The organism is Azoarcus olearius, from assembly GCF_001682385.1.
In the GTDB taxonomy this organism is placed as follows: Bacteria; Pseudomonadota; Gammaproteobacteria; order Burkholderiales; family Rhodocyclaceae; genus Azoarcus; species Azoarcus olearius.
The window spans coordinates 2,782,799-2,804,892 of the sequence record NZ_CP016210.1 but is presented as its reverse complement, the minus strand read 5'-3'; the positions used below and the strand labels follow the sequence as shown (position 1 = coordinate 2,804,892).

Below are 22,094 nucleotides of genomic sequence, written 5' to 3'. Positions count from 1 at the left end.
GCCTGCCGGAGCCTCGGGGCCGCGGCCCGGCGGACCTAGTACGCGCTCCGCGCCGGGCGGTCGTGCGGGATGGCGGGCTGCTCGCGGGGGCGCGCGAGCGGGCGCGGTTCCGCCCGCGGCAGCCGGGTCCGCTCCACCAGCGTTGCGCGTTCGCGCGCCGCGGCCGGCGGGCGGATGTCGAACAGTGCGGCGAGGTTCGCGTCCGGCGCGTGGCGCGGGCGCAGCGCCGAGGCGGGGCCGGTCAGCAGCGGGGTGACGCCGGGGCCGTGGCCGCTCACCGTGCTGTCGCCGTGCACGATCACGCCGATGGTGACCCGGCCCGTGCGGTACAGCGGGCCGCGGCGGGTGTCGGCGTCGATGATCGCGACGAGGTCGCCGAAACGCAGGCTGCCCAGGCGGTAGCGCGCACGCGTCGCGGCATCTGCGAGCTGGATGTCGTAGTCGCCACGCCACGCGGTGTTCTTGCCCAGGCCGGAGCCCATCAGCCGTGCCGGTACCAGGTGGGTTACCGGCACCCGCAATGCGCCGTCGCGCGTGTCCAGTCCCCAGCGCCGCAGCAGCGCGGGGGCGCAGTTCAGCACCTCCACGCAGGGGTGCTCCGGCAGGCGCAGGCCGAGGCCGCAGGAGACGATCTGCACGCGGTCGCCGATGCGCAGGCGCTGCAGCACCGCGGTGGGAAAATCCACCAGCACATGGTTGATGCCCCCGTGCTTGCCGGTGACCAGCCCGCGGCGGCCGGCGCAGGGGCCGCTGACCACCTCGGCGAGGTTGCCGACGCAGGCATAGGTCATCAGCGCGGTGTTGGGGCCGTCGCGCGGGCCCACCACTTCGCGGCTGTTGTTGTGCAATGCCACGCCGGGCTCGATGTGGTCGCCCGCCAGTCCCACGCAGAGGTCGCCGATGCGGCGGTTGAGCACGATGCCGCCGGTGCCCGGCAGTACGCGCGGGGTGCCGTCGTAGCCCACCCGGTAGGCGCTGGCGCGGCCCACCGGATGGGCGATCTGGCCGAGCACGCTGACCGCGACCAACTCGTCGCCGTTGATGCGCGGGCCGCGCGCGGCGGAGGGGGCGGGGCGGGTGCTCATCGCCAGCCTCCCCCCGCGAGAAAGGGCTGGCCGCCGCGCAGGCGCTGGTTCATCACCTCGGCGCGATAGGTCTCGAAATCGACCGCGGCGGCGTCCTGGCCGAGCGCGCGCGCGGTGTTGCGCACCACCGCGGCGGCGCTGTGCAGCAGCGCAAGGCGGCCCGGCAGCGAGGGCGGCAGCCCGCCCAGCTGGAAGACCACCCGGATGCGGCGCGGCAGGCCGGGGCGGGCACCGCTGCCGCCCAGTTCGTCGCGCTGGCGGCGCAGGCTTTCGATGTCGGCCTGCACGCGGCGCGCGAGCGCGCTCGCATCGAGCCGCCCGCCGCGCATCACGCCCGGCAGGTGCACGTACTTGCTCTCGACCACGCTGCGCGGCGCGCCGCTCGCCGGGCCGAGGTTGAAGCGCGGCAGCACGTCGGGCCGGGTGCTGTCGCGGCGCGCGGGCAGGGTGCGGAATTCGACCCGCACGTCCGCGCCCTGGCGGCGCCCGCGGCGCCCGAGGCAGAAGCGCTGGCCGAGCACCATCTGTGCGCACATGCCGCGCGCGTTGTTGAGCCGCACCGGGTCCACCGGCAGGCCGCGGCGGGCGAGGTTTTCCAGCTGGGCGGCCTGCGCGCAGCGCGCCCGCATGCGGGCGTTGTCGGCCGGGGTGCAGGCGTTGCGCCATGCCGGGTCGGCGTCGTCGGCACGGCCCCAGGCGCGCACCAGGTCTTCGATGACGTGGTCGCTGAAAGCATCGACGCTGCGGGCGAGGGCGGGGCGCATGGCGAACTCCTGCGGCGGTCAGACGTAGTACCACCAGCCGCGCGCGGCGTCCCACGGGTCGGGCGGCGCGGCCGGGGCGGGCGCGGCGGGGGCTTCGGCGATGGCGAGGGTGGCGGTGGCGTAGCCGGCCAGGTCCGCGTCGCCGTAGCCGGCGTCGTGGTCGCCCGCTTCGGGCCCGGCGGGGTAGCTTGCGAGGCCGGGGTGAAGGCCGGGGTAGGGGCTGCCCTCCGCAGGCGCGGCGGGGCGGCCGCCGGGGTCGTCCGCGCCGTCGAAAGCGGGCAGCAGCGCGTCGGCCGGTTGCGGCAGGCTCAGATGCAGCGCCACCAGCCGCGGCAGTTGCTGGGCCACGCCGGCCAGCCCGGCGGCGGCGAGCGCGTCGCGCAGCAGCGCGCGTTCGTGGGCGAACAGCGATTCCGCCGGCATCGGCTGCAGGGCGTTGACGGTGGCGCCGATGCGGCCCAGCGCCTGCACCGGCCACGGCGCCGCGTCGCCCACTTCGGCGGTCAGCACCAGCGCGCCATCGAGCGCGGCCGATACCGCCAGGGTGTCGAGGCTGGTTTCGAGCGGGTCCCAGGCCGGCGGCCAGGCAAGACGGCCGACGCTGGCAGGCGGATTGCGCCGCAACGCGGCTTCGGCCAGCGCCTCGTAGCGGCGCAGCAGGCCCGCATCGGCTGCGTCCTGCAACTGGGAGTCGGCCAGTTTGTCGCCGATCCAGCGAAAGCGCCACGAGCCGGCGTCGGTCACGTCGCGCAGCGCGATCCACGCGCGCAGCACCGGCGCCAGCGGCTGCAGCGGCGCCTGTGCGGCGGGCGCGGCGGCCAGCCGCGGCAGCAGCAGCTCGCTGGCGTCGATCAACTGCCAGAAGGCGCGCGTCAGCCAGGGTTCCACCACCTGCGCCAGCCGCAGCGCGAACATCAGGCCGAAGGGCGAGCCGAGCACCAGCGCGGGATCGAGCACGCAGGTGAGCTTCTTCCTGCGCACCGTCACCTGGAAGTCGTCCGCGCCCATGGCTGCCTCCGCCGGTTTACACGCTGGCCGGCTGCGGCACGCCGAGCACGCCGCGCAGCGCCGGCGTCACGCCGGGGAAACCGCGGCCTTCGGGCGTCATCCGGTAGGCGGCCAGCCAGGCTTCGGCATGCGCCCCCATCGGCCGCACCACGCTCTGGAACAGGATGGGGTCGATCGCGGTGCGGAAGTCGTTGTCGGCGACGAACTGCAGGATGCGGCGCCCGCTCTCCGCCATCTTGGCGCGCTGCGAGGGCTCGGCGACCCCGCCGAGGTAGCGGTTGGAGACAATCTCGATGACGTCCCACTTGGTGTTGGCGTCGAAGGCCTTCTTGATGTCGGGTGCGTCCAGCAACTGCAGCACCGACTTGAGGTAGTGCCCGGCCTCCATCGCCAGCGCGAAGATGTTGCCGTAGGTGGAGCGGTCGAGGGCGTAGCGCAGGTCCAGCCCGATGCGCTGCACGGTGGCGACGCTGCCGAAGGGGCGCTGGTCGATCAGTTGCCCGCCGCGGATCACCTCGCCGATCAGCAGGTCGCGGAAGTACTGCCCGAGCGCGACCATGAAGCCGACCAGCTGGCGGTGGAAGTTGCGGTTCACCACCGCGCCCGCCGGCGCCTGCGCGGTGCCGTAGTTGAAGGCGCGGCGGTAGGCGACCATGCGGTCGCGCACCGAGTAGCGCAGCGGCTGCCACTTCTGCAGCAGGTACAGCCCGCGCGCGCCGGGGCCGCGCTGGATGCGCATCTTGCCGAGCCGGAACAGGCGCAGCAGCACATCCACCACCTGGAACACCTTCATGCGTTCGTGCTGGTAGATGAAGTACAGCTCGGCCGCGGCGTGGAGCTGGCTGGGCACCACGGAGTCGTCGAAGTCCGGCTGCACGTGCGGGTAGCCGATCGCGTCGAAGCCGGCGCCGCCGTTGGGGCCGAGGCCGATGAGGTCGAAGAAGCCGCCATCGCCGTCGGCGCCGTTCTTGGCCATCAGCTCGCCGAAGCGTTGCTCGAACTGCATCGCCGCGGCGTCGCGCTGCTCGGGTGGCAGCGACGCCAGCTGCTCGTTGAGGAAGGTCTCCCACAGGCGCTGGATGGTTTCGGTGGTCTGGAAGTTCATGTCACGCTCCTTGCGGCGCATCCTGCAGCTCGGTCATCGCCCGCCATTCGAAGGCCACCAGTTCGGCTACCCGTGCGCGGCGTTCGGGCTCGAAGTCGCGGTTGTCCAGCTTGCGGAACTGGCGGGTGAAGTCCGCCAGCAGCGAGCTGTGGGCCGCTTCGAGCAGGCGCTGAAGTTCCACCGTGCTGTCGGCCTCGCGCTCGCGCTGCAGGCGTTCGTTGATGCTCTTGAGCGTGGGCTGGTCGAGATCGCACAGCGCGTCGCGCACCTGGCCGACGCGCGCGAGCACCCGGAACGCGAGGTTGGACACGGTCGTGGGCGGGGTGGTCGGCGCGGGGTTGATGCGGCTGACCGCGTCGGTGAGCAGCTCGATGCGCTGGACCAGTGCGACCAGCCCGGCGGCGGCCTTGTCGCCGAGGGCATCGACCCTGGCGGGCAGCGCCGCTAGCGGTGCCAGCGTGGCGAGCGCGAGCGTTGCCTGCTCCAGCGCGCTGAAGGGGACGCCGCCGCGCGGCTGGGCGGGGTCGAACGGGCGGTCCAGCGCCGCCAGTGCGCGGAAAGCGGGCCCGACGGCACTCGGGCGGCTGACGGGCGGTGGCAGGGTGCCGAAGCCGGCGGACTTGTTCAGCATGGTCGTTCTCCTTGGCGCGGATCTGCTTACGGCAGCCAGGCGACGATGTCGTCCAGCGACTCTTCGAGGTGGCGCGGCATGCGCGGATCGGGCACGTAGCAGCCGAACGGCACCTGCTGATCGAGCGGCAGCGCGGCGGTGGCCTGGGCAAAGTAGTCGAGCGCGCGGTCGCCCAGCTGGTACAGCACGCCCGGCGAGAAGGCCGGCAAGGCGTCGTCGAACACGCGCGCGGCGCTCACGCAGCCGCTGGTCATCTGTTCCACCACCGGGCGCCACTGCTCGTCGGTCTGGCGCTGCAGGCACAGCTCGTCGTGCAGCACGGTGGCGAAGCGCTGCGGCGTGGGGGCGCCGCCCAGCCAGGCGAGGTTGTTGTTGAGGCTGTTGAGGTAGGTGGCCTCGGTGGTGGTCCACCATTCCTGCTGCGGATAGGGGTTGGGCAGCGCGCCGGCGTTGGGGTTGGGCGGCACCGGCCGCAGCAGGGCGCGCACCGCGTTGAGCTCGTTGGCGATCAGGCCGTTGTCGGCGAGCGGGGCAAGGAAGGCGGGGCGGTTGAGCGGCCCGCCGCCCGGCGTCGGGTTCCACGGATAGAGCGGCAGCCCGCCGGTGGGCGCCGGGTAGTTCAGTGCGTTGGCCGGCAGCAGCGCGTCGATCAGGTGGCTGAAGGCGGCGGCGCGCGTCTCCGGCAGGCCGAGGTCGGCATCGCCCACGCAGTAGTAGTCGATCGCGCGGTCCAGCGTGAACAGCAGCTTGTCGAGCACGATCTGGGTCAGCACATGGTTGTCGTCGCAGGTGCACTGGGTCAGGCAGTCGAGCAGGCGGGCGAGCGTGCCGCGCCGGTTCACCAGTTCGATCAGGCGGCGCTCGGCCGCGGACACGGTGGCGGCGCCGTACAGCCCGTAGTTGAGCACCGTGGGCCGCGCGACCCGCAGCAGGCGGAAGCCGCCGCCGGCGACGAAGCCGTCGAGGAAGAGCATCAGCGCCTCGTGCAGCGTGGCGAGTTCGTGCGAGGCCGGGGCCACCTGGCGCAGCGTGGTCTGCACGAAGCGTTGCAGGCGGTTGAGCGGCGCCCAGGCGGTGGCGCCGACCGCGCGCAATCCGGTGGGCGCGCCGCCGCCGGCGAGCTGGATCAGCTCGTCCATGGTGCGGGCGAGTTCGGCCTCGTTCATCAGCGCGCGCAGGTCGCCCTGGCCGCGCGCTTCCAGCACCGTGCTGAGCTGGCGGTAGGCGCGCAGCCCGCGCGGCCAGTTGCCGCCGGCCGATGCCATCGCCGCGAGGCCGTCCACCTGGCGCAGCGCGTTCAGCACCGCGTCGCGGCGTGCCTGCAGTTCGCTGTAGGGCGCTTGCAGCAGGAAGCGGCCGCCGGCAAAGCCGAGGTTGGCGATGGATTCGCCCATCAGCACCAGGATCACCGCGGCGGCCTCGTCCAGGCTGGTGGCGAGGTTGCGGAAGCTGCGGTTCAGCGCCGGGGTCAGCGCGCCGATCAGGCGCGACAGCCGGGCGTAGTCGCCAAGCTGGCGGCGCATCGCGAAGGCGGTGTCGCGCCGGTGCGGGTCCAGCCCGTAGCGCGCCGCGGCCACGCCTTCGTCGATCGAGCGCTGGATCACCTGCTGCCAGCCTTCGAGTTCGGGGCGGATGTCCTTGGTGAGGTTGTCGCTGATCAGCATCTGCAGGTCCTGCCGCACGTCGTCGGTGGCCTGCTGGAGGTCGATGTGGGTGGCTTGCGGCGGCGGCAGCTCGCCGCTGCGGGCCTGTGGCGTCTGCAGGAAGGGCAGGCCGCGGGCCTCGCCCTCGATCGCCTGCGCGCGCAGGTCGCCGCGGTAGCGGTCGCGCAGCGCCTGGGCGATCTGCTGCGGGTCGCGCGGGTCGCCCACCTTGAGTTCGCGCCGGATCAGGTTGTCGATGGCCTGGCGCTGGCGGTCGCCGCTGCTGGCAACGGCGGTGCCGGCCGCGTTGGCGGCGGTGGCGCCGTAGGGGCTGATGGCGGGGGCGGTCGGGGTCATGTTCGCGTCCTCTCGGGTGGCGGTTCGGTCGGTGAAGCGGGCGGCGCGGGGCGGTCAGGCCACCAGCCGCAATGGCGGCCGGGGCGCGGGGGGCGGTGCGTTGCGCGGAGCCGCGCGTGCGGCGCTGTCGCGGATGCCCGCGTTCAGGATCTCGATCACGCAGCGCGCGAGCCGCTGCGGGTCGGTCCGGTGCGCTTCCAGGGCGTAGTGGGCGGCGCTGACCAGGTGGCGCGGCGGCAGGCCGGGGTCGCGCTCCTGCGCCAGCTGGCGCGCGCCGGCGCGGATCGCGGCTTCGTCCGCGGCGCTGAACGGGATGATGTCCGCCAGCGCGCGCTGGGCGAGGTTGCGCCGGGTCTGGAAAGCGATTTCATCCACGATCGCCGGCACCACGCGCGGCGCGCTCTGCATCAGCGCGGCGGGAATGCGGTGTCCGCGCGCGGGGCGGTAGAGCCCCTGCCAGACCCGCAGCAGCCGGGTGCCGTGGCGGTCGAAACCGAGCCGGCGCAGCATCTCGGCCAGCAGATAGACCCGCAGGTAGGCAGTGGGGTGCGCGCCGCCGGGGCGGTAGGTCATCGTGCGCGGCTGCGGATGGGCGAGGAAGTCGGTCATGCCCCACGCGGCGGCCGGTCCGCCGAGCAGGATCGCGGCGAGGTCGGCGAAGATTTCCTTGTGCCAGCGGCCGTACACCGTGGTCAGGAAGGGGTCGCGGGTGTCGCCCATCACGCGCCGCAGCACCGCCTGGCGGTTCTCCTGCCAGATGCCGAGATCGGCCTGCAGGTTGTGCGCGACCTCGTGCAGGAAGACCGACTGCCAGGGCTGGTCGCGGTCCCACGGGATGCGGATCAGCGGGAAGGGGTTGGCCTCGCCGAGCAGGCGGGTGAGCTGCACGCCGCGCCGCATCGTCGCCGGCGAATAGCCGTGCTCCATGTAGCACACCGGCTTGAGCAGCGGCCCGTCGAAGATGCGCGGCGCGGCCTTGCGCACCGCTTGGTAGCAGTCCTGCGCGATCACGTCGTGGGCGGCCAGCGCCGGGCCATAGCTGGTGCCGCGCTGGGCGAAGACCTCGTAGAACATGCCGAACAGGCGGCGCGCGCGGTCCAGCTCGCGCTCCACCAGCGCGATGTCGATCAGCACCCGCTGCGGCGGGCGCTCGTGCCAGTCGCGCCGCAGCGGCGCGAAACGGGCGCGGATGCGGGCTTCGACGCGGGCCAGCCGCGCGTTGGCCGCCTCGAAATGGCGCGGCGATGGCGCGTAGGGCATGTCCTGCGGACGCAGGCCGACAAAGGCGTTGTCGATCCGGGCGAGCCGGCTCAGGCGCGCCGACAGCCCGGTGATCTTCGCCTGAAGAAAGCGCCGCAGGTCCATGTCCGGCTCCCTGGCGCGTGCTCAACGCGGCCGCACGGTGATCGTCACCGGCCCGCGCACCGTGATGCGGCGGCGGCAGTGCGGGCAGGCGCCGCCGCCCACCGCGACGCGACGCGGGGCCGTGGCCGCGAGCGCGCGGCGGGCGGCCGGTGCCACGGTGCGTGCCACCACCTGCGCAGCCTGGCCGCGCGGCGTCACGCGGCGTGCTGCCGGCACCAGCGGCCGCGCCAGCCGGCGCACCGCCTGGGGCTGGCGCGCAACCTGGCGGGCCGCGCGCTGCACCACGCGGGCGGCGGCGCGGGGCGGCAAGCCGCGGCCCTGCACCACGCGCCGGGTGGCGGTCACCGCGCGCGCCACGGCGCGTGCGGCGGGCGGCCCCTGGCGCCGTGCCGCGGTGCGCACGGCCTGCGCCACGCTGCGCACCGCGGCGCGGCGCACCGGGGCGGCGGCGCGCGCCACCTGCGGCACCGCGCGGCGGATCACCATGCCGGCAAGTACCGGCGCAGCGGCGTCGATCGCGTCGTCATCCAGCCCATCGACCAGTTCGTCGAAGGCTTCGAACTCGTCCGCGCCGTCGGCAAGCAGGCGGCCGGCGACATTGGCGAGGCGGCCGATCATCTGTGCCTGCGGAATTGGCAGCGCGCTGGCGATCGGGCCGATCACGCGCGCCGCCGCGCCCACGCCGCGGCCGACCTGGCGGGCCACGTTCATGGCGCCGCTCGCGAGCCGGCGCAGGCGGCGGAAGAACTCGTCGCCGTCGGCGGCGTCGAGCGCATCGGCCACCGCGTCGTCGAGCGCGTCGATGCTGTCGTAGCCGTCGTAGTCGCCGGCGTCGTCGCCCGCGTCCCACTCGTCCATGCCCTCGTAGTCGTCGATCGCGTCGATGCCCATGTCCTCGTCGTAGTCGTCATAGGCAGCGGGGCCGCCGGCGATGCGGCCGGTGAACTCGTCGCCTTCGTCGCCGCCGTCCCAGTCGTCACTGGCGTCCTCGTAGTCGTCATAGTCGTCGGCATGTCGTGCCGGGCCTTCGGCGGCCTCGTCGAACAGGTCGTCCATCACGTCGGTGTCGAATCGGTCCATGGTGTGCTCCTTGCGGTCCCGGGTCAGCGGGGGGTGATCGTGAGCGTGGCCGGCCCACTGATGTGGTAGCGGCGCCCGGGGACGAGGCGCGCGCTGGGGATGCCGTGGCCGAGGTGGGTCGGCCGCGATAGCGGGGCGGGCGGGCGCTGCTGCGCGAGGCGCCGCACCATTCCGGGGTTGCGGGCGACGCGGCGCGCCGTCTGCGGCAGCCCGCGGCGCACCACCTGGGCGGCCTGTTGCGGCGTGGCGACGCGGCGCTGCGCGACCCGCGCAGCAGAGCGCGCGAGACCGGGCAGCGCGCGCACCGCCTGCGGCCCGCGCGCCCGCACCAGTTCGCGCGCGGCAGAGGCCACGCCGCGCACCAGCGCGCGCCGCCCGGCGTGCGTCAGCTGGGCGACGTTGCGAAAGCCCAGCCCGCGCGCTGCGGCCCGCGCCGCAAGCGCGACCGCCGCCGGCAGGGCCTCGTCGACGCCGTCTTCCAGGTAGAGATCGGCAACCGCGTCGAAGGCGTCGTCGGCGCCGAGGTTCTGCCCGAGCAGCTGGCTGAGCTGGCCGAACAGCCCTTGCGCACCGCCCGCGGCCTGCCCGAGCGAGCCGGACAGTCCGCGTGCATGCCCCGTCGCGCGGCCGACGCCTTGCGCGACCCGGCCCGCCTGGCCCAGCGCCGCGGCGGCACCGGGCGCGCCGAGCATGCGTGCCAGGCGCGCTGCCGCCGCCGCGGCGGGTGATACGGCGCCGGCCACGCGGCCCACCTGGCCCGCCACCGCGCCGGCGCGGCGGGCGATGTTGCGCACTGCGCCCGCGCCCGCACCGGCGGTGCCGAGGCCGCGGCCCACCACGCTGGCGGCGCGGCCCAGCCCGCCGAGCAGGCGGCCGAGGAATTCATCGTCGTCGCCGGCATCCAGGCCGTCGGCAATCTCGTCTTCGAAGGCGTCCCATAGCGCCGTGTCGTCGGCGCCTTCAGCTTCGTCGGCCATCGCGTCGGTGCCGTCGCTTGCGCTGTCGCCGGCGAACGGGTCCGCGCCGGGCGTGCCGTCGCCGAACAGGTCGGCCTCCGCCTCGTCGCCGCCATAGTCGCTGCCGGCTTCGTCGAAGCCGGCAAGCGCCTCGCCGGCGTAATCACCCAGCAGCGCGTCGTCGGTCGCGGCGGCCTCGTCCATCAGGTCGGTGTCGAATGGGTCGTTCATGGCGCGTCTCCGCTGACAGTGCCGCCGGCTGGTCCGGCGGCGCGGCAGCCGCGCTGGCGGCGGCTACGAACCCACTCTAGGTGGCGCCGGCGCGGCTCGAAATCGTCCGTTGCCGGTGGCGCGGAGGGGGCGGCACGGCGGTACGCGTTCCGCCGCGGCAGGGGGTTTGCGCAGGCGCCGAAGGAGCGGGATCAACGCAGGCGCGCGCCGGCACTCGCCCGTTCGGGCGAGTCCGAGTTGGGGGGACGCGCAGCCTTGAATTCGCCGGGAGCAGGTGCCACAACGAATCAGGGCCGTCCGGACGCCTATGACCGGGGAATTCCGACCGCGGCGCAGGTGCAGGCACCTGCCCGTGCGTGGCGTGGTCGGAGGCCGCCGACAGAGGGAGATTCCATGCAAGCACACTGCGCTCGCCGAGCGCCGGCGGGACCCTGCGTATTCGGGGACAGCTGGTGTCGTTGAGCAGTCCCGGCTCCGGCGCAGGCGCCGCGCCGGCGACGGATGCGGCGCCCGGCGTCGCGGCCGAAGCCGAGCTGGTGGCCCATCTGGAACTCGCCGGCCGCCGCTGCCGGGTGCTGAGGGTGGACGGCTGCGTGCCGGGCCACCAGGTTTCGCCCGGCGGCAAGGGCGTGCGGTTGACCTACGTGAAGGACGAGATCGCCCATTTCGACTTCCAGGGCCACCGTTACGCGGTGGTGGCCGAGGCGCCGCCGCGGCCGCGACCTTCACCCGGCAAGCGTCCGCCGGCGCCGGCCGACATCCGCGAACTGCTGACCAGCCGCGAGCTGCAGGTGGTGCAGTTCGCGTGCATGGGCTACCTCACCAAGCAGATCGCCGACCGCCTGCACATCAGCGAATTCACCGTGCGCTCCTACCTCAAGTCGGTCTACGCCAAGCTGGGCGTGCGCTCGCGGGCGGCGATGGCGTGCTGCTACATGCAGGCGCTCAAGCAGGTAGACGCCGGCGAGGAATAGCGCCGGCGGCGGGTGGCGCGACCCGGGCTCGCCGTTTGCTCGCCTGTCCATGTCATCGGCTTAAGGGAAATCCCGTCTGTGCAGCACCGCAGCAGTGGTGGAATGATCCATCTGGCTCATCGGTGCGCGCTCGCGGACGAGGGGGAAGACCAGGGAATGCTGCCTGAAACATTTACACGGCATGGACGGGCGCCAGCCGGGGACGCAGGGTGGTGATGCGTCTCCAGAGCTTTCTCACCCGCCTGATGTGGGCCTCGATGCTGCCGCTGATCGTCCTCGCGGCCTGGCTCGCGCTGGCATCGCTGCGCGAAACGCGGGAGAACCGCGACCGCGAGGCGGCCAACCTCGCGCGCAACTTCATGACTGCAATCGACCAGACCGTGCGTGCGCGGATCGGCGCGCTGACGGTGCTGGCGCACTCGCCGCTGGCGGACGACCCGGCCCAGCGCTCGGCCCTGTACCGCGAGGCCGAGGGCCTCAAGCACAGCTTCGGCGGCGAGGTGATCCAGGCCGACCTGCAGATGCAGATGCTGTTCAACACCCGCGTACCCTATGGCAGCGAGTTGCCGCGCCTGCCACGCCCGCGCGGCCGCGCGGCGGCGCCCACCGCGGTGGAGACCGGCCAGCCCGCGGTGGGCGACCTGTTCGTCAGCCCGTTCAGTGGCAACCGCGTGGTGGCGATCGCGGTGCCGAGCATGGACAACGGCCGGCCGCGCTTCGTGCTGCTGACCGTCGTCGAGGCGGCGATGTTCCAGCAGCGCATCGAGCAGGTGTCGCTGCCGCAGGGCTGGGCGTTGATGCTGGCCGACAGCACCGGCGAACCGATCGCGAAGGTGGGCGAGGAACTGGAGGCCGACGAGATCGCCGGCGGGCGCAGCTTCGAGGCCAGTTCGGAATATTCCGGCTGGCGCGTGGTGCTCGACATCCCGCGGCGTGAATACCACGCCCCGGTGATCCAGGCCGCGTCGCTGCTGCTGGCGGTGATTGTGGGCGCGGTGGTGGCGGGCGCGCTCGGCGGACGCGCCGCCAGCCGCCGGCTGAGCGCGGAGGTGGAGACGCTTGCGCGGGCGCGCAGCGCCCAGCGCCCGGCGCTGCACATCCGCGAATTCGAGGCGGTGGCGCGCCTGCTGGCCGATTCCGACGCCGAGCGGCGCGCCGTGGCGGTGGCGCTGGAGGACAGCGAACGGCGCTTCCGTGCCACCTTCGACCAGGCCGCCGTGGGGCTGGCGCTGGTGTCGCCCGAAGGCCACTGGCAGCGGGTGAACCAGCGGCTGTGCGACATCGTCGGCTATGCGCGGGACGACCTGCTGCAGACCTCCTTCCAGGACATCACCCACCCGGACGACCTCGATCTGGATCTGGCGCAGATGAAACAGGTGCTGGCCGGCAAAATCAGCACGTATTCGATGGAAAAACGCTATCGCCGCGCCGACGGCAGACTGGTGTGGGTCAACCTCACCGTGTCGCTGGTGCGCGACGACGACGGTGCGCCGGATTACTTCATCTCGGTGATCGAGGACATCCAGCGCCGCAAGGAGGCCGAAGCCGCATTGCTGGCGCGCGAACAGACGCTGCGCGAGGCCCAGCGGCTGGCGGGGCTGGGCAACTGGTCGTGGGACCTGCGGACCAACCAGCAGGTCTGGGCGGACGAAATCTACCGCGTGTATGGGCGCGACCCGGCCAAGGGCCCGCTGCCCTACGAGGAGGTCTCGCGCCAGTGCAGTGCCGAGAGCTGGGAGCGCCTGAACGCCGCTGTCGAGCGTTCGCTGGAAACCGGCGAAGGCTACGAATGCGACGTGGAGTTCGTGCGGGAGGACGGCTCGCACTGCTGGGCGACGGTGCGCGGGCAGCCGGTGCGCGACGCCAACGGCGTGATCGTCGAACTGAAGGGCACCGTGCAGGACATCACCGAGCGCATGGAAACCGCCGCCGCGCTGCGCGAACTCAACGCCAGCCTGGAGCAACGCGTGGAGGCGCGCACCGCCGAGCTGACCGCCGCCAACAAGGAACTGGACAGCTTCGCCTACGCGGTGTCGCACGACCTGCGCTCGCCGCTGCGCGCGATGAGCGGCTTTGCCCAGGCGCTGCTGGAGGATTACGGCGACCGCCTGGACGCCGACGGGCACGGCTTCCTCGACCAGATCATTCTCGCGAGCCGCAAGATGAACGACCTGATCGAGGGCATCATGGAGCTGTCGCGCAGCACCGGCGGCGAACTGCATCGTGACGACATCGACGTCTCGTCCATGGCCGGCGCGATCCTCGCTGACCTCGCGCGGGTGGACCCGGATCGTGCCGTACAGGTGGAGGTGGCGCCGGGGCTGCGCACCCGCGGCGACGCGCGCATGGTGGAGGCGGCGCTGCGCAACCTGCTCGGCAACGCGTGGAAATACACCGGCAAGAGCCCGGAGCCGCGTATCGCCGTGGAGTACGCGGAGGTCGACGGCCTGCCCGGCTTCTGTGTCGTCGATAACGGTGCCGGTTTCGACATGGCCTACGCCGAACAGCTGTTCAAGCCCTTCCGCCGCCTGCACCGGCAGGACGAATTTCCCGGTATCGGCATCGGCCTTGCCACCGTGCAGCGCATCGTCCGCCGCCATGGCGGCGAGATCCGCGCCGAGGGCCATCCGGGCGGCGGCGCGCGCTTCTGCCTGACACTGACGCCGCGCGACGGAAGGCGCTGAACATGAGTCCGCGGCGGCGCTTCATCCTGCAGGCCACGGCTGCCTATGCCGTGCTGACGCTGGCCTGGATCCTGATCTCCGACCGCGTCATCGCCGCGCTCGCCGACGTCGAGCAGGTGATGTGGCTGTCGAGCGCGAAGGGCGTTTTCTACGTCGTTGCCAGCTCGGTGGGGGTGGGCCTGATGTTGCGCGCGGTGCCGCCGGGCACGGCGGGCGAGGGTGCGACGCTGCTGGATGCACTGACCGCCGGCCTGTCGCCCGACACGGTGCCGCGCTGGGTGACCTATCTGTTCGCCGGCGCGGCTTCACTCATCATTCTGGTGGTGCGTGAGCGCCTGCTCGACCTCTATCCCGCCAGCCCGATGCTGGTGCTGTTCATGCTGCCGATCACGCTGAGCGCGCTGTTCGGCGGCGCCGGCCCCGGCCTGCTCGCCACGCTGGTGGCCGCGGTGGGCGTGGCCTACCCGATGCTGCCGGTGGCGCGCCATGTGCTGGTCAACGCCTACGGCGACGTGCTCGACTGGGGCTTGCTGGTGGCGAGCGGGCTGGCGGTGTGCCTGCTCAGCGAGGTGCTGCGGCGCTCGATTGCGCGCGTGGAAGTGCACCGCCGCCTGCTCGACACCATCATCTCCGGCACGTCGGACGCGATTTTCGTCAAGGACACGCGGGGCCGCTATCTGCTGGCCAACGCGGCGATGGCCAGCTATGCCGGGGACGAGGGGCGGGTGCTGCTGGGGCAGGACGACACCGCGCTGCTGGATGGCGATTCGGCTGCCAAGGTGATGAAGAACGACCGCGAGATCATGCTGGAGAGGCAGACCCGAACGCTGGAGGAGCAGCTCACCACCCGCGGCGGCCGGCCGTTGGCGTTCCTGGTGACCAAGGGCCCGGTGCTCGACGACCAGGGGCGCGCCGTGGGCGTGTTCGGCATCGGCCACGAAATCACCGAGCGCAAGCGTGCCGAAGCGGAAATCCGCGATCTCAATGCCGACCTGGAGCGCCGCGTGGGGGAGCGCACCGCCGAACTGCAATCCGCCAACCGCGAGCTGGAAGACCTCGCGTACGCGCTCACGCACAACCTGCGCGCGCCGCTGCGTGCCATCAATGGCTTTGCCCGGCTGCTGCTGGAAGGGCACGCCGAGCGCCTGAACGCGGAGGCACGCGACGAACTGATGCAGATCCAGCGGGCCGGAAGCCGCATGGGCGACATGCTGAACGGCATCCTGGCGCTGTTGCGCTCCACCGGAAAAGGCCTGACGCGCACAGAGATCGACCTCTCGGCGCTGGCTTTGCGGCGCATGGCCGATCTGCGGGAGGCGGAGCCCGAACGGCGACTGCAAATCGAGGTGGAGCCCGGACTGGTGGTCCATGGCGATCCGGAGATGCTGCAACTCGCGGTGCTGCACCTGATCGACAATGCGTGGAAGTTCACCCGCGGGCGCAACCCCGCGGTGATCCGGCTGAGCGGCGAGGCCGGCCCCGGTTTTCGCCGGATCTACATCAGCGACAATGGGGTCGGATTCGACATGGCGCACGCGCAGCGCCTGTTCAATCCCTTCCAGCGGCTGCACCGCGAGGACGAGTTCCAGGGGCTGGGCATCGGACTGGCCACCGTTCAACGCATCCTGCGCCGCCACGGCGGCGACATCGAGGCCCGGGGCGCTCCGGGCGAGGGTGCGACCTTCTGCATCTATCTGCCGGACTCGAACGGCAGCGGAGACAAGTCATGACGACCCAGAGCCCGATTCTGCTGGTGGAAGACAACGCCCAGGATGAAATGCTGATCCTGCGTGCGCTGAAGAAGATCAATGTGGCCAACGGCGTCGACGTGGTGCGCGACGGCCAGCAGGCGCTGGACTACCTGTTCGGCGAAGGCGAATTCGCCGCGCGCGCCGGCGCGCCGCTGCCGGCGGTGGTGCTGCTCGACATCGGTCTGCCGCGCCTGTCGGGCCTGGAGGTGCTGGCGGCCTTGCGCGCGCGTCCGCAGACCCGGCTGATGCCGGTGGTGATCCTGACCTCGTCCGACGAGGATCGCGACCGCCACAGCAGCTACGAAAACGGCGCCAACAGTTTCGTGCGCAAGCCGCTGGAGTTCGGTGAGTTCGCCGAAACCGTGGCGCGGCTGGGCGCCTACTGGGTGCTGACGAACCAGCCGCCCAACGCCTGAGCCGCGGGCCGGCTCAGAGCTGGTTGTCGCGGTCGCGCTCCATCTGCTCGCGATGTTGGCGGGAGCGGTCCTGAGGCGAACGGCGGTCGGGGTCGGGCGGGCGGTCACGCATCACGTCACGCAGGACATCGCGCGGCTGCTCGCGTTCGCGCGTCTCACGGCGTTTCTCCAGCTCGCGGCGCTCTGCGCGTTCGCGGCGTTCCTCCAGTTCGCGCCGCTTGGCGCTTTCCTGGCGCTCTTCGCGCGCCTCGCGCCGCTCGCGCTCGCGCAGGTCGCGTTCGCGCGCTTCGCGCTCGCGGCGGTCGCGCTCCCATTCGCGCTGGCGGGCCTCGCGTTCGCGTCGATCGTCCTCCCGGTCGCGGTAGCGGTCGCGATAGCGGTCGTTGTCATGGTCGTGCCAGCTGCGGGTCGGCGGCGGGCGGTAATAGCGCGTCCCCGGCGGGGCCCAGCGCCCCGGCACCCATTCGTGGCGGTGGCCGGTCCATGACCAGTAGCCGTCCAGCCAGATGTAATCCACCGACGGCGGATAGCCACGGTATTCCACGCGGGGCGGCGGCGCGACGATGACGGTCTCGTCGTCGTAGTAGTAGCCGTCGTCGTACGGCGCGACGGCGCAGCCGCCCAGCAGCAGCGCGGCCAGCAGGGCCGGAGCCCAGCTGCGGCGTTTGTCCATCCAAGGCGTCTTCATGCCAGGCCTCGCAGGGCCGCGGCGCGGCCGCGGCAGAAAAAGGCGCCCCACGCGGGGCAGGTCGTCATTGTCAATCCGCCAGACCCCTCCGCGGGTGGGGTTCGCTTCGGCTGCGCGAGGGGTGACGGTTGATGCTGCGGTTAATAGCGCAGCTGGGAGGCCTGCGCGGTTACCACCCACCAACACTTTGTAAAGCGGCGTTTCGTAGTGGCGATCACTGCCTTTCGTCGTAGCCGGAAGATCTGCCGGGCACATGCGTCATTCCGCATCCGCGAGCGCTCGGGGCGGCAACCTCATCTAGCGCGAACGGGTTATATTGCCCTGCCAAACCAGCCACTTGCGATCACCATGTATATTCCAGCGCACTTTGCCGAGCCGGACCCGGAGAAACTGCACGCGCTGATGCGCGCGCATCCGCTGGCCACGGTGGTGACAACGTCATCGGCCGGCCTGAGTGCCGATCATCTTCCCTTGCACATCGCCATGGCCAGCGATGGCCGTCTGCTGCTGCGGGGCCATGTGGCACGCGCAAATCCGCTCTGGCGCAACGCGGTCGACGGGGTTGCGGCGCTCGCGGTGTTTGCCGGCCCCGAGGCCTACGTGACGCCCACCTGGTATCCCGCCAAGCGCGACCACGGCCGCGCGGTGCCGACCTGGAACTACGCCGTGGTGCATGCGCACGGCAGCCTGCGTGCAATCGACGACCCGGCGTGGCTGCGTTCGATGCTGGCGGAACTGACCGCCGCCCACGAAGGCGCCCGGCCGCAGCCCTGGACGCTGGACGATGCACCGTCCGACTACATCGACGCGATGTTGCGTGCCGTGGTCGGGATCGAGATTGAAGTGCAGCGGCTGGAAGGGAAGTCCAAGGCCAGCCAGAACCAGCCTGCCGCGAACCGCGCGGGCGTGATCGAGGGCCTGCGCGGGGAAGGGCGCGAGCAGGCGCGGGCGATGGCCGGTCTGGTGGAGGAATCGGCCCCGCCGCGCTGAGCGCGCGGGTCAGCCGGCCAGCGCGTCGCGAACCCAGCCGTTGGCCTGGCGGGCGTCGAAACCGTTGCCGTATTTCGCTTTCAGCGCGGCCATCACGGCGCCCATCGACTTCGGGCTGCGGTCGGCGAGGCCGGCTACCGTGGTGGCGATGAAGGCCTTGACCTCGGCTTCGTCGGCCATCGGCGGCAGGTAGCCGGTGAGGATGGCGGACTCCTCGCGCAGCGTGGCAAGGCGCGCCTCGTCCTTGATTACCGCCATCGCTTCCTGGTTGTTCTTCAGGAACTTGCGGATGGTCTGCTGCACCTCGTCGTCGGTGCTTTCGCGGTTGCCGGCGTTCTTGCCGACCATCTCGGCCTCGGCGATGAGGGTGCTCAGCAGCGTGGCGCGCACCGGCGCGGCGGCTTTGCGCGCGAGCAGCGCGTCCTTCTTCAGTTGGGCAAGCAGGCTCATGGTGTTCTCCGGAATAGGGCGCCGCGGCACGGGGCCGGCGGGCAGGGCAGCCCGATAGTATCGGCGAAATCACCGCCCTGCGTCCCGCCTACCAGGCGATCGCCTCGCCGTCGCGGAAAAAGCCGCCGTTCGGACCGTCGCCGGGCAGGGTGGCGAGCCAGATCACCGTGGCGATGCCTTCCTCGGCCGAACGCGGCGCGTCCGGGCCGCCGAGGTCGGTACGGCACCAGCCGGGGCATACCGCGTTGACCTTGATCCCGCTGCCGGCCAGCTCCGCCGCCAGGATGCGCGTCAGCGCGTTGAGCGCGGTCTTGGACATCCGGTAGGCCGGCGCGCCGCTGCCCATCTCCGCCAGTTGCCCCATGCCGGACGAGACATTGACCACGCGGCCGGCGGTGCTGGCGCGCATCAACGGCACCAGCGCCTGCGCCATGCGCAGCGCACCATACAGGTTGGTTTCCAGTGTGCGGCGCAGCAGCGCGAGCGGCATGTCGAGCACGCTGGCGTTGAAGCGCTCCACCGAGATGCCGGCGTTGTTGATCAGGACGTCCACCCGCCCGAAGCGGCGCGCCAGCCAGTCGCGGAAGGCATCCACCGAGGTGTCGTCGGTCACGTCGAGGCGGCGCAGCGCGATGTCGTGACCCTGGCCGCGCAAGGTCGTGCGCAGGGATTCGAGATCGTCCGCGTTGCGGGCCGTCGCCACGACGAGATAGCCGGGCCGGGCGGCAAGGTCCAGCGCCGCGGCGCGGCCGAGGCCGCGGCTGGCGCCGGTGATGACGACGATGGACGGACTCATCATGGCGCGCCTCCGTGGGATCCATGGCAGGTTGACCACGGGCCGGCGGCGACGATCCGGCGGCGCTGTTTCAGCCGGTTGGCCGACGCCTGGCGCACTCGCGCGTTCTTGCGGGTGCCGTGCTGCAGTGCATGTTGCTCCGCAAAAAAACCACGGCATTCCCGTGGCTAATGGCATGAAACTGGCTATGCTCCGCGCTGCATGCATCCAACGGAGTAGGTCGGGATTTACCCGTGGCGACTGGTTTCAGCTAAGCTCATGCAGTCTGAATAACCCGCCACTGTTGCGCATCGAGCCGCGGACGGTGGCTTGAGGCGGGCCTCTCCGAGATGCGATCGATTAGTGCCAGAGTCGTAGGCGGAATGGAAAACGAGGCGATCCCGTTGCAGTCGCTCCAGCCGGACGAGATCCGCAGTCTCGCCCGGCTCGCGTACGTGCTCGACCAGCATGCGATCGTCAGCGTCACCGACGCGGCGGGGCGGATCATCGACGCCAATCCCTTGTTCTGCGAAATCAGCGGTTACAGCCGCGACGAACTCCTCGGCCGCAACCACCGGATGCTGAAATCGACCCGCCACGGCGCCGAGTTCTATGCCGGCATCTGGGCCACCATCGCGGGCGGCCGCACCTGGCACGGCGAAATCTGCAACCGGCGCAAGGATGGCAGCGAGTACTGGGTTCGCTCCACCATCGTCCCGTTTCCCGGGCCGGACGGCCGCCCCGAGCAGTACATCTCCATCCGTACCGACATCACCGCGGTCAAGCAGCAGCAGCAGGCCCTGCTGATCAGCGAGGAGCGGCTGCGGCGCGGCCAGGCGGCGGCCAACATCGGCACCTGGGACTGGAACATGGTGACCGGCGAGCTGTTCTGGTCCGAACGTATCGCGCCGTTGTTCGGCCTGCCGGAGGACCTGCGCGAGACGCGCTACGCCGCCTTCCTGTCCGCCATCCATCCCGACGACCGCGAGCACGTGCTGGCCGCGGTGCGGGCCACGGTGGATGAGGACCGCCCCTACGAGGTGGAGCACCGCGTGGTGTGGCCGGACGGCACGGTGCGCTGGCTGCTGGAGCGCGGCGCCGTGACGCGCGATGCCGAGGGCAACGCGGTGCACATGCTGGGCGTGGTGCAGGATATCCACGAGCGCAAGATTGCCGAGCTGAGCCTGGCCGAAAGCGAGCAGCGCCTGCGTGAAACCCAGGCGCGCTTCAGCTTTGCGGTGGAAGGCGCCGGCGACGGGGTGTGGGACTGGGATGTGGCCTCGGGCCGCATGATGTATTCCGGCCACTACGAGGCGATGCTCGGCTACGCGCCGGGCGAGATCGAACCGAGCGTCAAGGCCTGGATGCGCAGCGTGCATCCCGCCGACATCGCCAGCGCGCAGGCGCGGATGATGGATTATCTGGGCGGCCGGCTGCCGACTTTTTCCACTGAATACCGCCTGCACTGCAAGGACGGCGGCTACAAGTGGGTGCTGTGCCGCGGCACCGTGGTCGAGCGCGAGCCCGACGGCCGCGCGCGCCGGTTGATCGGCATCCACAGCGACATCTCCGAGAGCAAGGCGGCAGAAGAGCGGTTGGCGCTGTTCCGCCGCGTGATCGACGCCAGCAGCCAGTGCGTGGGCATTGCCGACGGTACCGGCCGGCTGCTGTACCAGAACCGCGCCCACGCCCGCCTGCTCGGCTACGAGGATGATGAGATCGCCGGCATGCCGGTGGCGAGGCTGCTGCCGCTGGACGATGGCGGGGTGCTCGCGGCGCAGATCTTCGGCATGGTCCAGGACGCCCGCGGGCTGGTCGGCCAGCTGCCGATGCGGCGCAAGGACGGCACCGTGTTCACCTCGTTCAGCAACATCGGCTTCGTCAAGGACGCGCGCGGCCAGACCCAGTACATCTTCAACATCTTCACCGACTTCACCGAGGAACTCGCGCGCCGCAACGAGCTGGCCGAGGCCAAGGACACCGCCGAGCGCGCCAACCAGGCCAAGTCCGACTTCCTGTCGAGCATGAGCCACGAACTGCGCACGCCGATGAACGCCGTACTCGGCTTTGCCCAGCTGCTGGAGTGCGACGACACGCTGAACGCGGACCAGCGCGACAACGTGGCGGAAATCCTGAAGGCCGGCGGGCACCTGCTGACCCTGATCAATGAGGTGCTCGATCTGGCCCGCATCGAGGCCGGCCGCATCGACCTCTCGCTGGAGCCGGTGGCGCTGCGTGAAGCGGTGGACGATTGCCGCCAGCTGATCCAGCCGCTGGCCGCCGCGCGCGCGATCGTGCTGGAGATGTCGCTGCCGGACGAGCTGGTGGTGCGCGCCGATCGCACCCGGCTGAAGCAGGTGTTGCTCAACCTGCTTTCCAACGCGGTGAAGTACAACCGCGAGGGCGGCCGGGTGAGCCTGGCGGCGCAGTGCCGAGAGGGCCGGCTGCGGCTGTCGGTGAGCGACACCGGCGCCGGGATTGCCCCCGAGCGCATGGCGGCGCTGTTCGAACCGTTCGAACGGCTGGGCGCCGAGGCCTCCGCGATCGAGGGCACCGGCATCGGACTCACCATCACCCGCCGGCTGATGGAGTTGATGGGTGGGGAGATCGGCGCAGAGAGCCGCGTCGGCGAGGGCTCGACCTTCTGGATCGAGCTGTTCCTGGACGATCCCGCAAGCGGGGTGCTGGCGCCGCTCGGCGAGGTCGAGCCGGGCGCCGCGCCGGAAGTGGTCGAGCGGCGCATCCTGTGCGTCGACGACAACCCGGCCAACCTGAAGCTGGTGGCCCAGTTGCTCGGTCGCCGGTCCCACATCCGGCTGACGAGCGCCCACACGCCCGAGCTGGGGCTGGAGCTGGCGCGGGTGCACCGGCCGGATCTGATCCTGCTCGACATCAACATGCCCGGCATGGACGGCTACCAGATGCTGGCCGAGCTGGCAGCGGACGAACGCCTGCGCCACGTGCCCGTGATTGCCGTGACCGCCAACGCGCTGCCGCGCGACATCGAACGCGGGCGGGCCGCCGGATTCGCGGATTACATCGTCAAACCGCTGGTCATCGACAGCTTCTTCGCGGCGATCGACCGCTGCCTGAACCGCGGCGTCGGCCAAGCCGGCGCAGCGGCACAACCTTGAGGCATCC

18 protein-coding genes are annotated in these 22,094 nt (G+C 71.7%); 6 read left to right on the top strand and 12 right to left on the bottom strand.

Annotation, left to right across the window (positions count from 1 at the left end; all coding sequences use genetic code 11):
* Positions 1-35: 35 nt before the first annotated feature.
* Genes dqs_RS12860 through dqs_RS12820 form a run of 9 tightly spaced genes read right to left on the bottom strand, consistent with a single transcriptional unit; the run spans position 36 to position 10,225 of the window.
* Complete coding sequence (locus dqs_RS12860; protein WP_065340733.1) at positions 36-1,085, bottom strand: DUF4438 domain-containing protein; 1,050 nt, start codon at positions 1,083-1,085, stop codon at positions 36-38.
* Positions 1,082-1,849 carry a hypothetical protein gene (locus dqs_RS12855; RefSeq protein WP_065340732.1) on the bottom strand — a complete coding sequence of 256 codons (768 nt, stop codon included), beginning with the start codon at positions 1,847-1,849 and terminating at the stop codon, positions 1,082-1,084. Before dqs_RS12855 ends, dqs_RS12860 begins: the two co-directional genes overlap by 4 nt.
* A gap of 18 nt (positions 1,850-1,867) precedes the next feature.
* Positions 1,868-2,857 (bottom strand): hypothetical protein, encoded by a 990-nt coding sequence (locus tag dqs_RS12850; RefSeq protein ID WP_065340731.1) that lies wholly within the window; start codon positions 2,855-2,857, stop codon positions 1,868-1,870.
* Positions 2,858-2,873: 16 nt separating this feature from the next.
* A complete protein-coding gene (locus dqs_RS12845; RefSeq protein ID WP_065341731.1) occupies positions 2,874-3,962 on the bottom strand; it encodes a hypothetical protein in 1,089 nt (362 codons plus the stop codon).
* 1 nt (position 3,963) lies between these two features.
* Positions 3,964-4,593 carry a hypothetical protein gene (locus dqs_RS12840; protein ID WP_065340730.1) on the bottom strand — a complete coding sequence of 210 codons (630 nt, stop codon included), beginning with the start codon at positions 4,591-4,593 and terminating at the stop codon, positions 3,964-3,966.
* A gap of 26 nt (positions 4,594-4,619) precedes the next feature.
* Entirely contained in the window at positions 4,620-6,593 is a 1,974-nt protein-coding gene (locus dqs_RS12835; protein WP_065340729.1) for a hypothetical protein, read from the bottom strand.
* A gap of 54 nt (positions 6,594-6,647) precedes the next feature.
* Entirely contained in the window at positions 6,648-7,958 is a 1,311-nt protein-coding gene (locus dqs_RS12830; protein ID WP_011766191.1) for a hypothetical protein, read from the bottom strand.
* Between the two features lie 21 nt (positions 7,959-7,979).
* Positions 7,980-9,038, bottom strand: coding sequence for a hypothetical protein (locus dqs_RS12825; RefSeq protein ID WP_065340728.1), 1,059 nt, complete (start codon positions 9,036-9,038; stop codon positions 7,980-7,982).
* Positions 9,039-9,061: 23 nt separating this feature from the next.
* Positions 9,062-10,225, bottom strand: a complete 1,164-nt coding sequence (locus dqs_RS12820) for a hypothetical protein (protein WP_065340727.1) — start codon at positions 10,223-10,225, stop codon at positions 9,062-9,064.
* A 452-nt stretch (positions 10,226-10,677) separates the two neighbouring features.
* On the opposite strand from dqs_RS12820, the gene dqs_RS12815 reads away from it, so the two are divergent.
* From dqs_RS12815 to dqs_RS12800, 4 genes are all read left to right on the top strand, one after another.
* Entirely contained in the window at positions 10,678-11,199 is a 522-nt protein-coding gene (locus dqs_RS12815) for a helix-turn-helix transcriptional regulator (RefSeq protein WP_157108189.1), read from the top strand.
* Between the two features lie 215 nt (positions 11,200-11,414).
* Positions 11,415-13,883 (top strand): sensor histidine kinase, encoded by a 2,469-nt coding sequence (locus tag dqs_RS20985; protein WP_065340725.1) that lies wholly within the window; start codon positions 11,415-11,417, stop codon positions 13,881-13,883.
* A gap of 2 nt (positions 13,884-13,885) precedes the next feature.
* Entirely contained in the window at positions 13,886-15,613 is a 1,728-nt protein-coding gene (locus tag dqs_RS12805) for a sensor histidine kinase (RefSeq protein WP_065340724.1), read from the top strand.
* Complete coding sequence (locus dqs_RS12800) at positions 15,610-16,050, top strand: response regulator (RefSeq protein WP_011766185.1); 441 nt, start codon at positions 15,610-15,612, stop codon at positions 16,048-16,050. The genes dqs_RS12805 and dqs_RS12800 overlap by 4 nt, the downstream gene beginning before the upstream one ends.
* A gap of 13 nt (positions 16,051-16,063) precedes the next feature.
* On the opposite strand, the gene dqs_RS12795 is transcribed toward dqs_RS12800, so the two are convergent.
* On the bottom strand, positions 16,064-16,738 hold the full coding sequence (locus dqs_RS12795) for a YXWGXW repeat-containing protein (protein ID WP_157108188.1): 675 nt from the start codon (positions 16,736-16,738) through the stop codon (positions 16,064-16,066).
* Between the two features lie 348 nt (positions 16,739-17,086).
* Between dqs_RS12795 and dqs_RS12790 the strand changes: the two genes are divergently transcribed.
* On the top strand, positions 17,087-17,728 hold the full coding sequence (locus dqs_RS12790; protein WP_065340722.1) for an FMN-binding negative transcriptional regulator: 642 nt from the start codon (positions 17,087-17,089) through the stop codon (positions 17,726-17,728).
* Positions 17,729-17,737: 9 nt separating this feature from the next.
* On the opposite strand, the gene dqs_RS12785 is transcribed toward dqs_RS12790, so the two are convergent.
* Together dqs_RS12785 and dqs_RS12780 are read right to left on the bottom strand one after the other, a co-directional pair.
* Positions 17,738-18,178, bottom strand: coding sequence for a GatB/YqeY domain-containing protein (locus tag dqs_RS12785; RefSeq protein ID WP_011766182.1), 441 nt, complete (start codon positions 18,176-18,178; stop codon positions 17,738-17,740).
* Between the two features lie 88 nt (positions 18,179-18,266).
* Positions 18,267-18,977: an SDR family oxidoreductase gene (locus tag dqs_RS12780; protein WP_065340721.1), complete on the bottom strand. Its 711-nt coding sequence runs from the start codon at positions 18,975-18,977 to the stop codon at positions 18,267-18,269.
* Between the two features lie 359 nt (positions 18,978-19,336).
* On the opposite strand from dqs_RS12780, the gene dqs_RS12775 reads away from it, so the two are divergent.
* Positions 19,337-22,087 carry a PAS domain-containing hybrid sensor histidine kinase/response regulator gene (locus dqs_RS12775; protein ID WP_065340720.1) on the top strand — a complete coding sequence of 917 codons (2,751 nt, stop codon included), beginning with the start codon at positions 19,337-19,339 and terminating at the stop codon, positions 22,085-22,087.
* Positions 22,088-22,094 lie beyond the last annotated feature (7 nt).

Bases quoted from the DNA above. Each gene is read 5' to 3' on its own strand.
- dqs_RS12775 (WP_065340720.1), top strand. From the start codon at position 19,337: ATGGAAAACGAGGCGATCCCGTTGCAGTCGCTCCAGCCGGACGAGATC.
- dqs_RS12840 (WP_065340730.1), bottom strand. From the start codon at position 4,593: ATGCTGAACAAGTCCGCCGGCTTCGGCACCCTGCCACCGCCCGTCAGC.
- dqs_RS12860 (WP_065340733.1), bottom strand. From the start codon at position 1,085: ATGAGCACCCGCCCCGCCCCCTCCGCCGCGCGCGGCCCGCGCATCAAC.
- dqs_RS12850 (WP_065340731.1), bottom strand. From the start codon at position 2,857: ATGGGCGCGGACGACTTCCAGGTGACGGTGCGCAGGAAGAAGCTCACC.
- dqs_RS12805 (WP_065340724.1), top strand. From the start codon at position 13,886: ATGAGTCCGCGGCGGCGCTTCATCCTGCAGGCCACGGCTGCCTATGCC.
- dqs_RS12855 (WP_065340732.1), bottom strand. From the start codon at position 1,849: ATGCGCCCCGCCCTCGCCCGCAGCGTCGATGCTTTCAGCGACCACGTC.
- dqs_RS20985 (WP_065340725.1), top strand. From the start codon at position 11,415: ATGCGTCTCCAGAGCTTTCTCACCCGCCTGATGTGGGCCTCGATGCTG.
- dqs_RS12795 (WP_157108188.1), bottom strand. From the start codon at position 16,738: ATGAAGACGCCTTGGATGGACAAACGCCGCAGCTGGGCTCCGGCCCTG.
- dqs_RS12800 (WP_011766185.1), top strand. From the start codon at position 15,610: ATGACGACCCAGAGCCCGATTCTGCTGGTGGAAGACAACGCCCAGGAT.
- dqs_RS12830 (WP_011766191.1), bottom strand. From the start codon at position 7,958: ATGGACCTGCGGCGCTTTCTTCAGGCGAAGATCACCGGGCTGTCGGCG.
- dqs_RS12825 (WP_065340728.1), bottom strand. From the start codon at position 9,038: ATGGACCGATTCGACACCGACGTGATGGACGACCTGTTCGACGAGGCC.
- dqs_RS12835 (WP_065340729.1), bottom strand. From the start codon at position 6,593: ATGACCCCGACCGCCCCCGCCATCAGCCCCTACGGCGCCACCGCCGCC.
- dqs_RS12820 (WP_065340727.1), bottom strand. From the start codon at position 10,225: ATGAACGACCCATTCGACACCGACCTGATGGACGAGGCCGCCGCGACC.
- dqs_RS12845 (WP_065341731.1), bottom strand. From the start codon at position 3,962: ATGAACTTCCAGACCACCGAAACCATCCAGCGCCTGTGGGAGACCTTC.
- dqs_RS12785 (WP_011766182.1), bottom strand. From the start codon at position 18,178: ATGAGCCTGCTTGCCCAACTGAAGAAGGACGCGCTGCTCGCGCGCAAA.
- dqs_RS12790 (WP_065340722.1), top strand. From the start codon at position 17,087: ATGTATATTCCAGCGCACTTTGCCGAGCCGGACCCGGAGAAACTGCAC.
- dqs_RS12780 (WP_065340721.1), bottom strand. From the start codon at position 18,977: ATGATGAGTCCGTCCATCGTCGTCATCACCGGCGCCAGCCGCGGCCTC.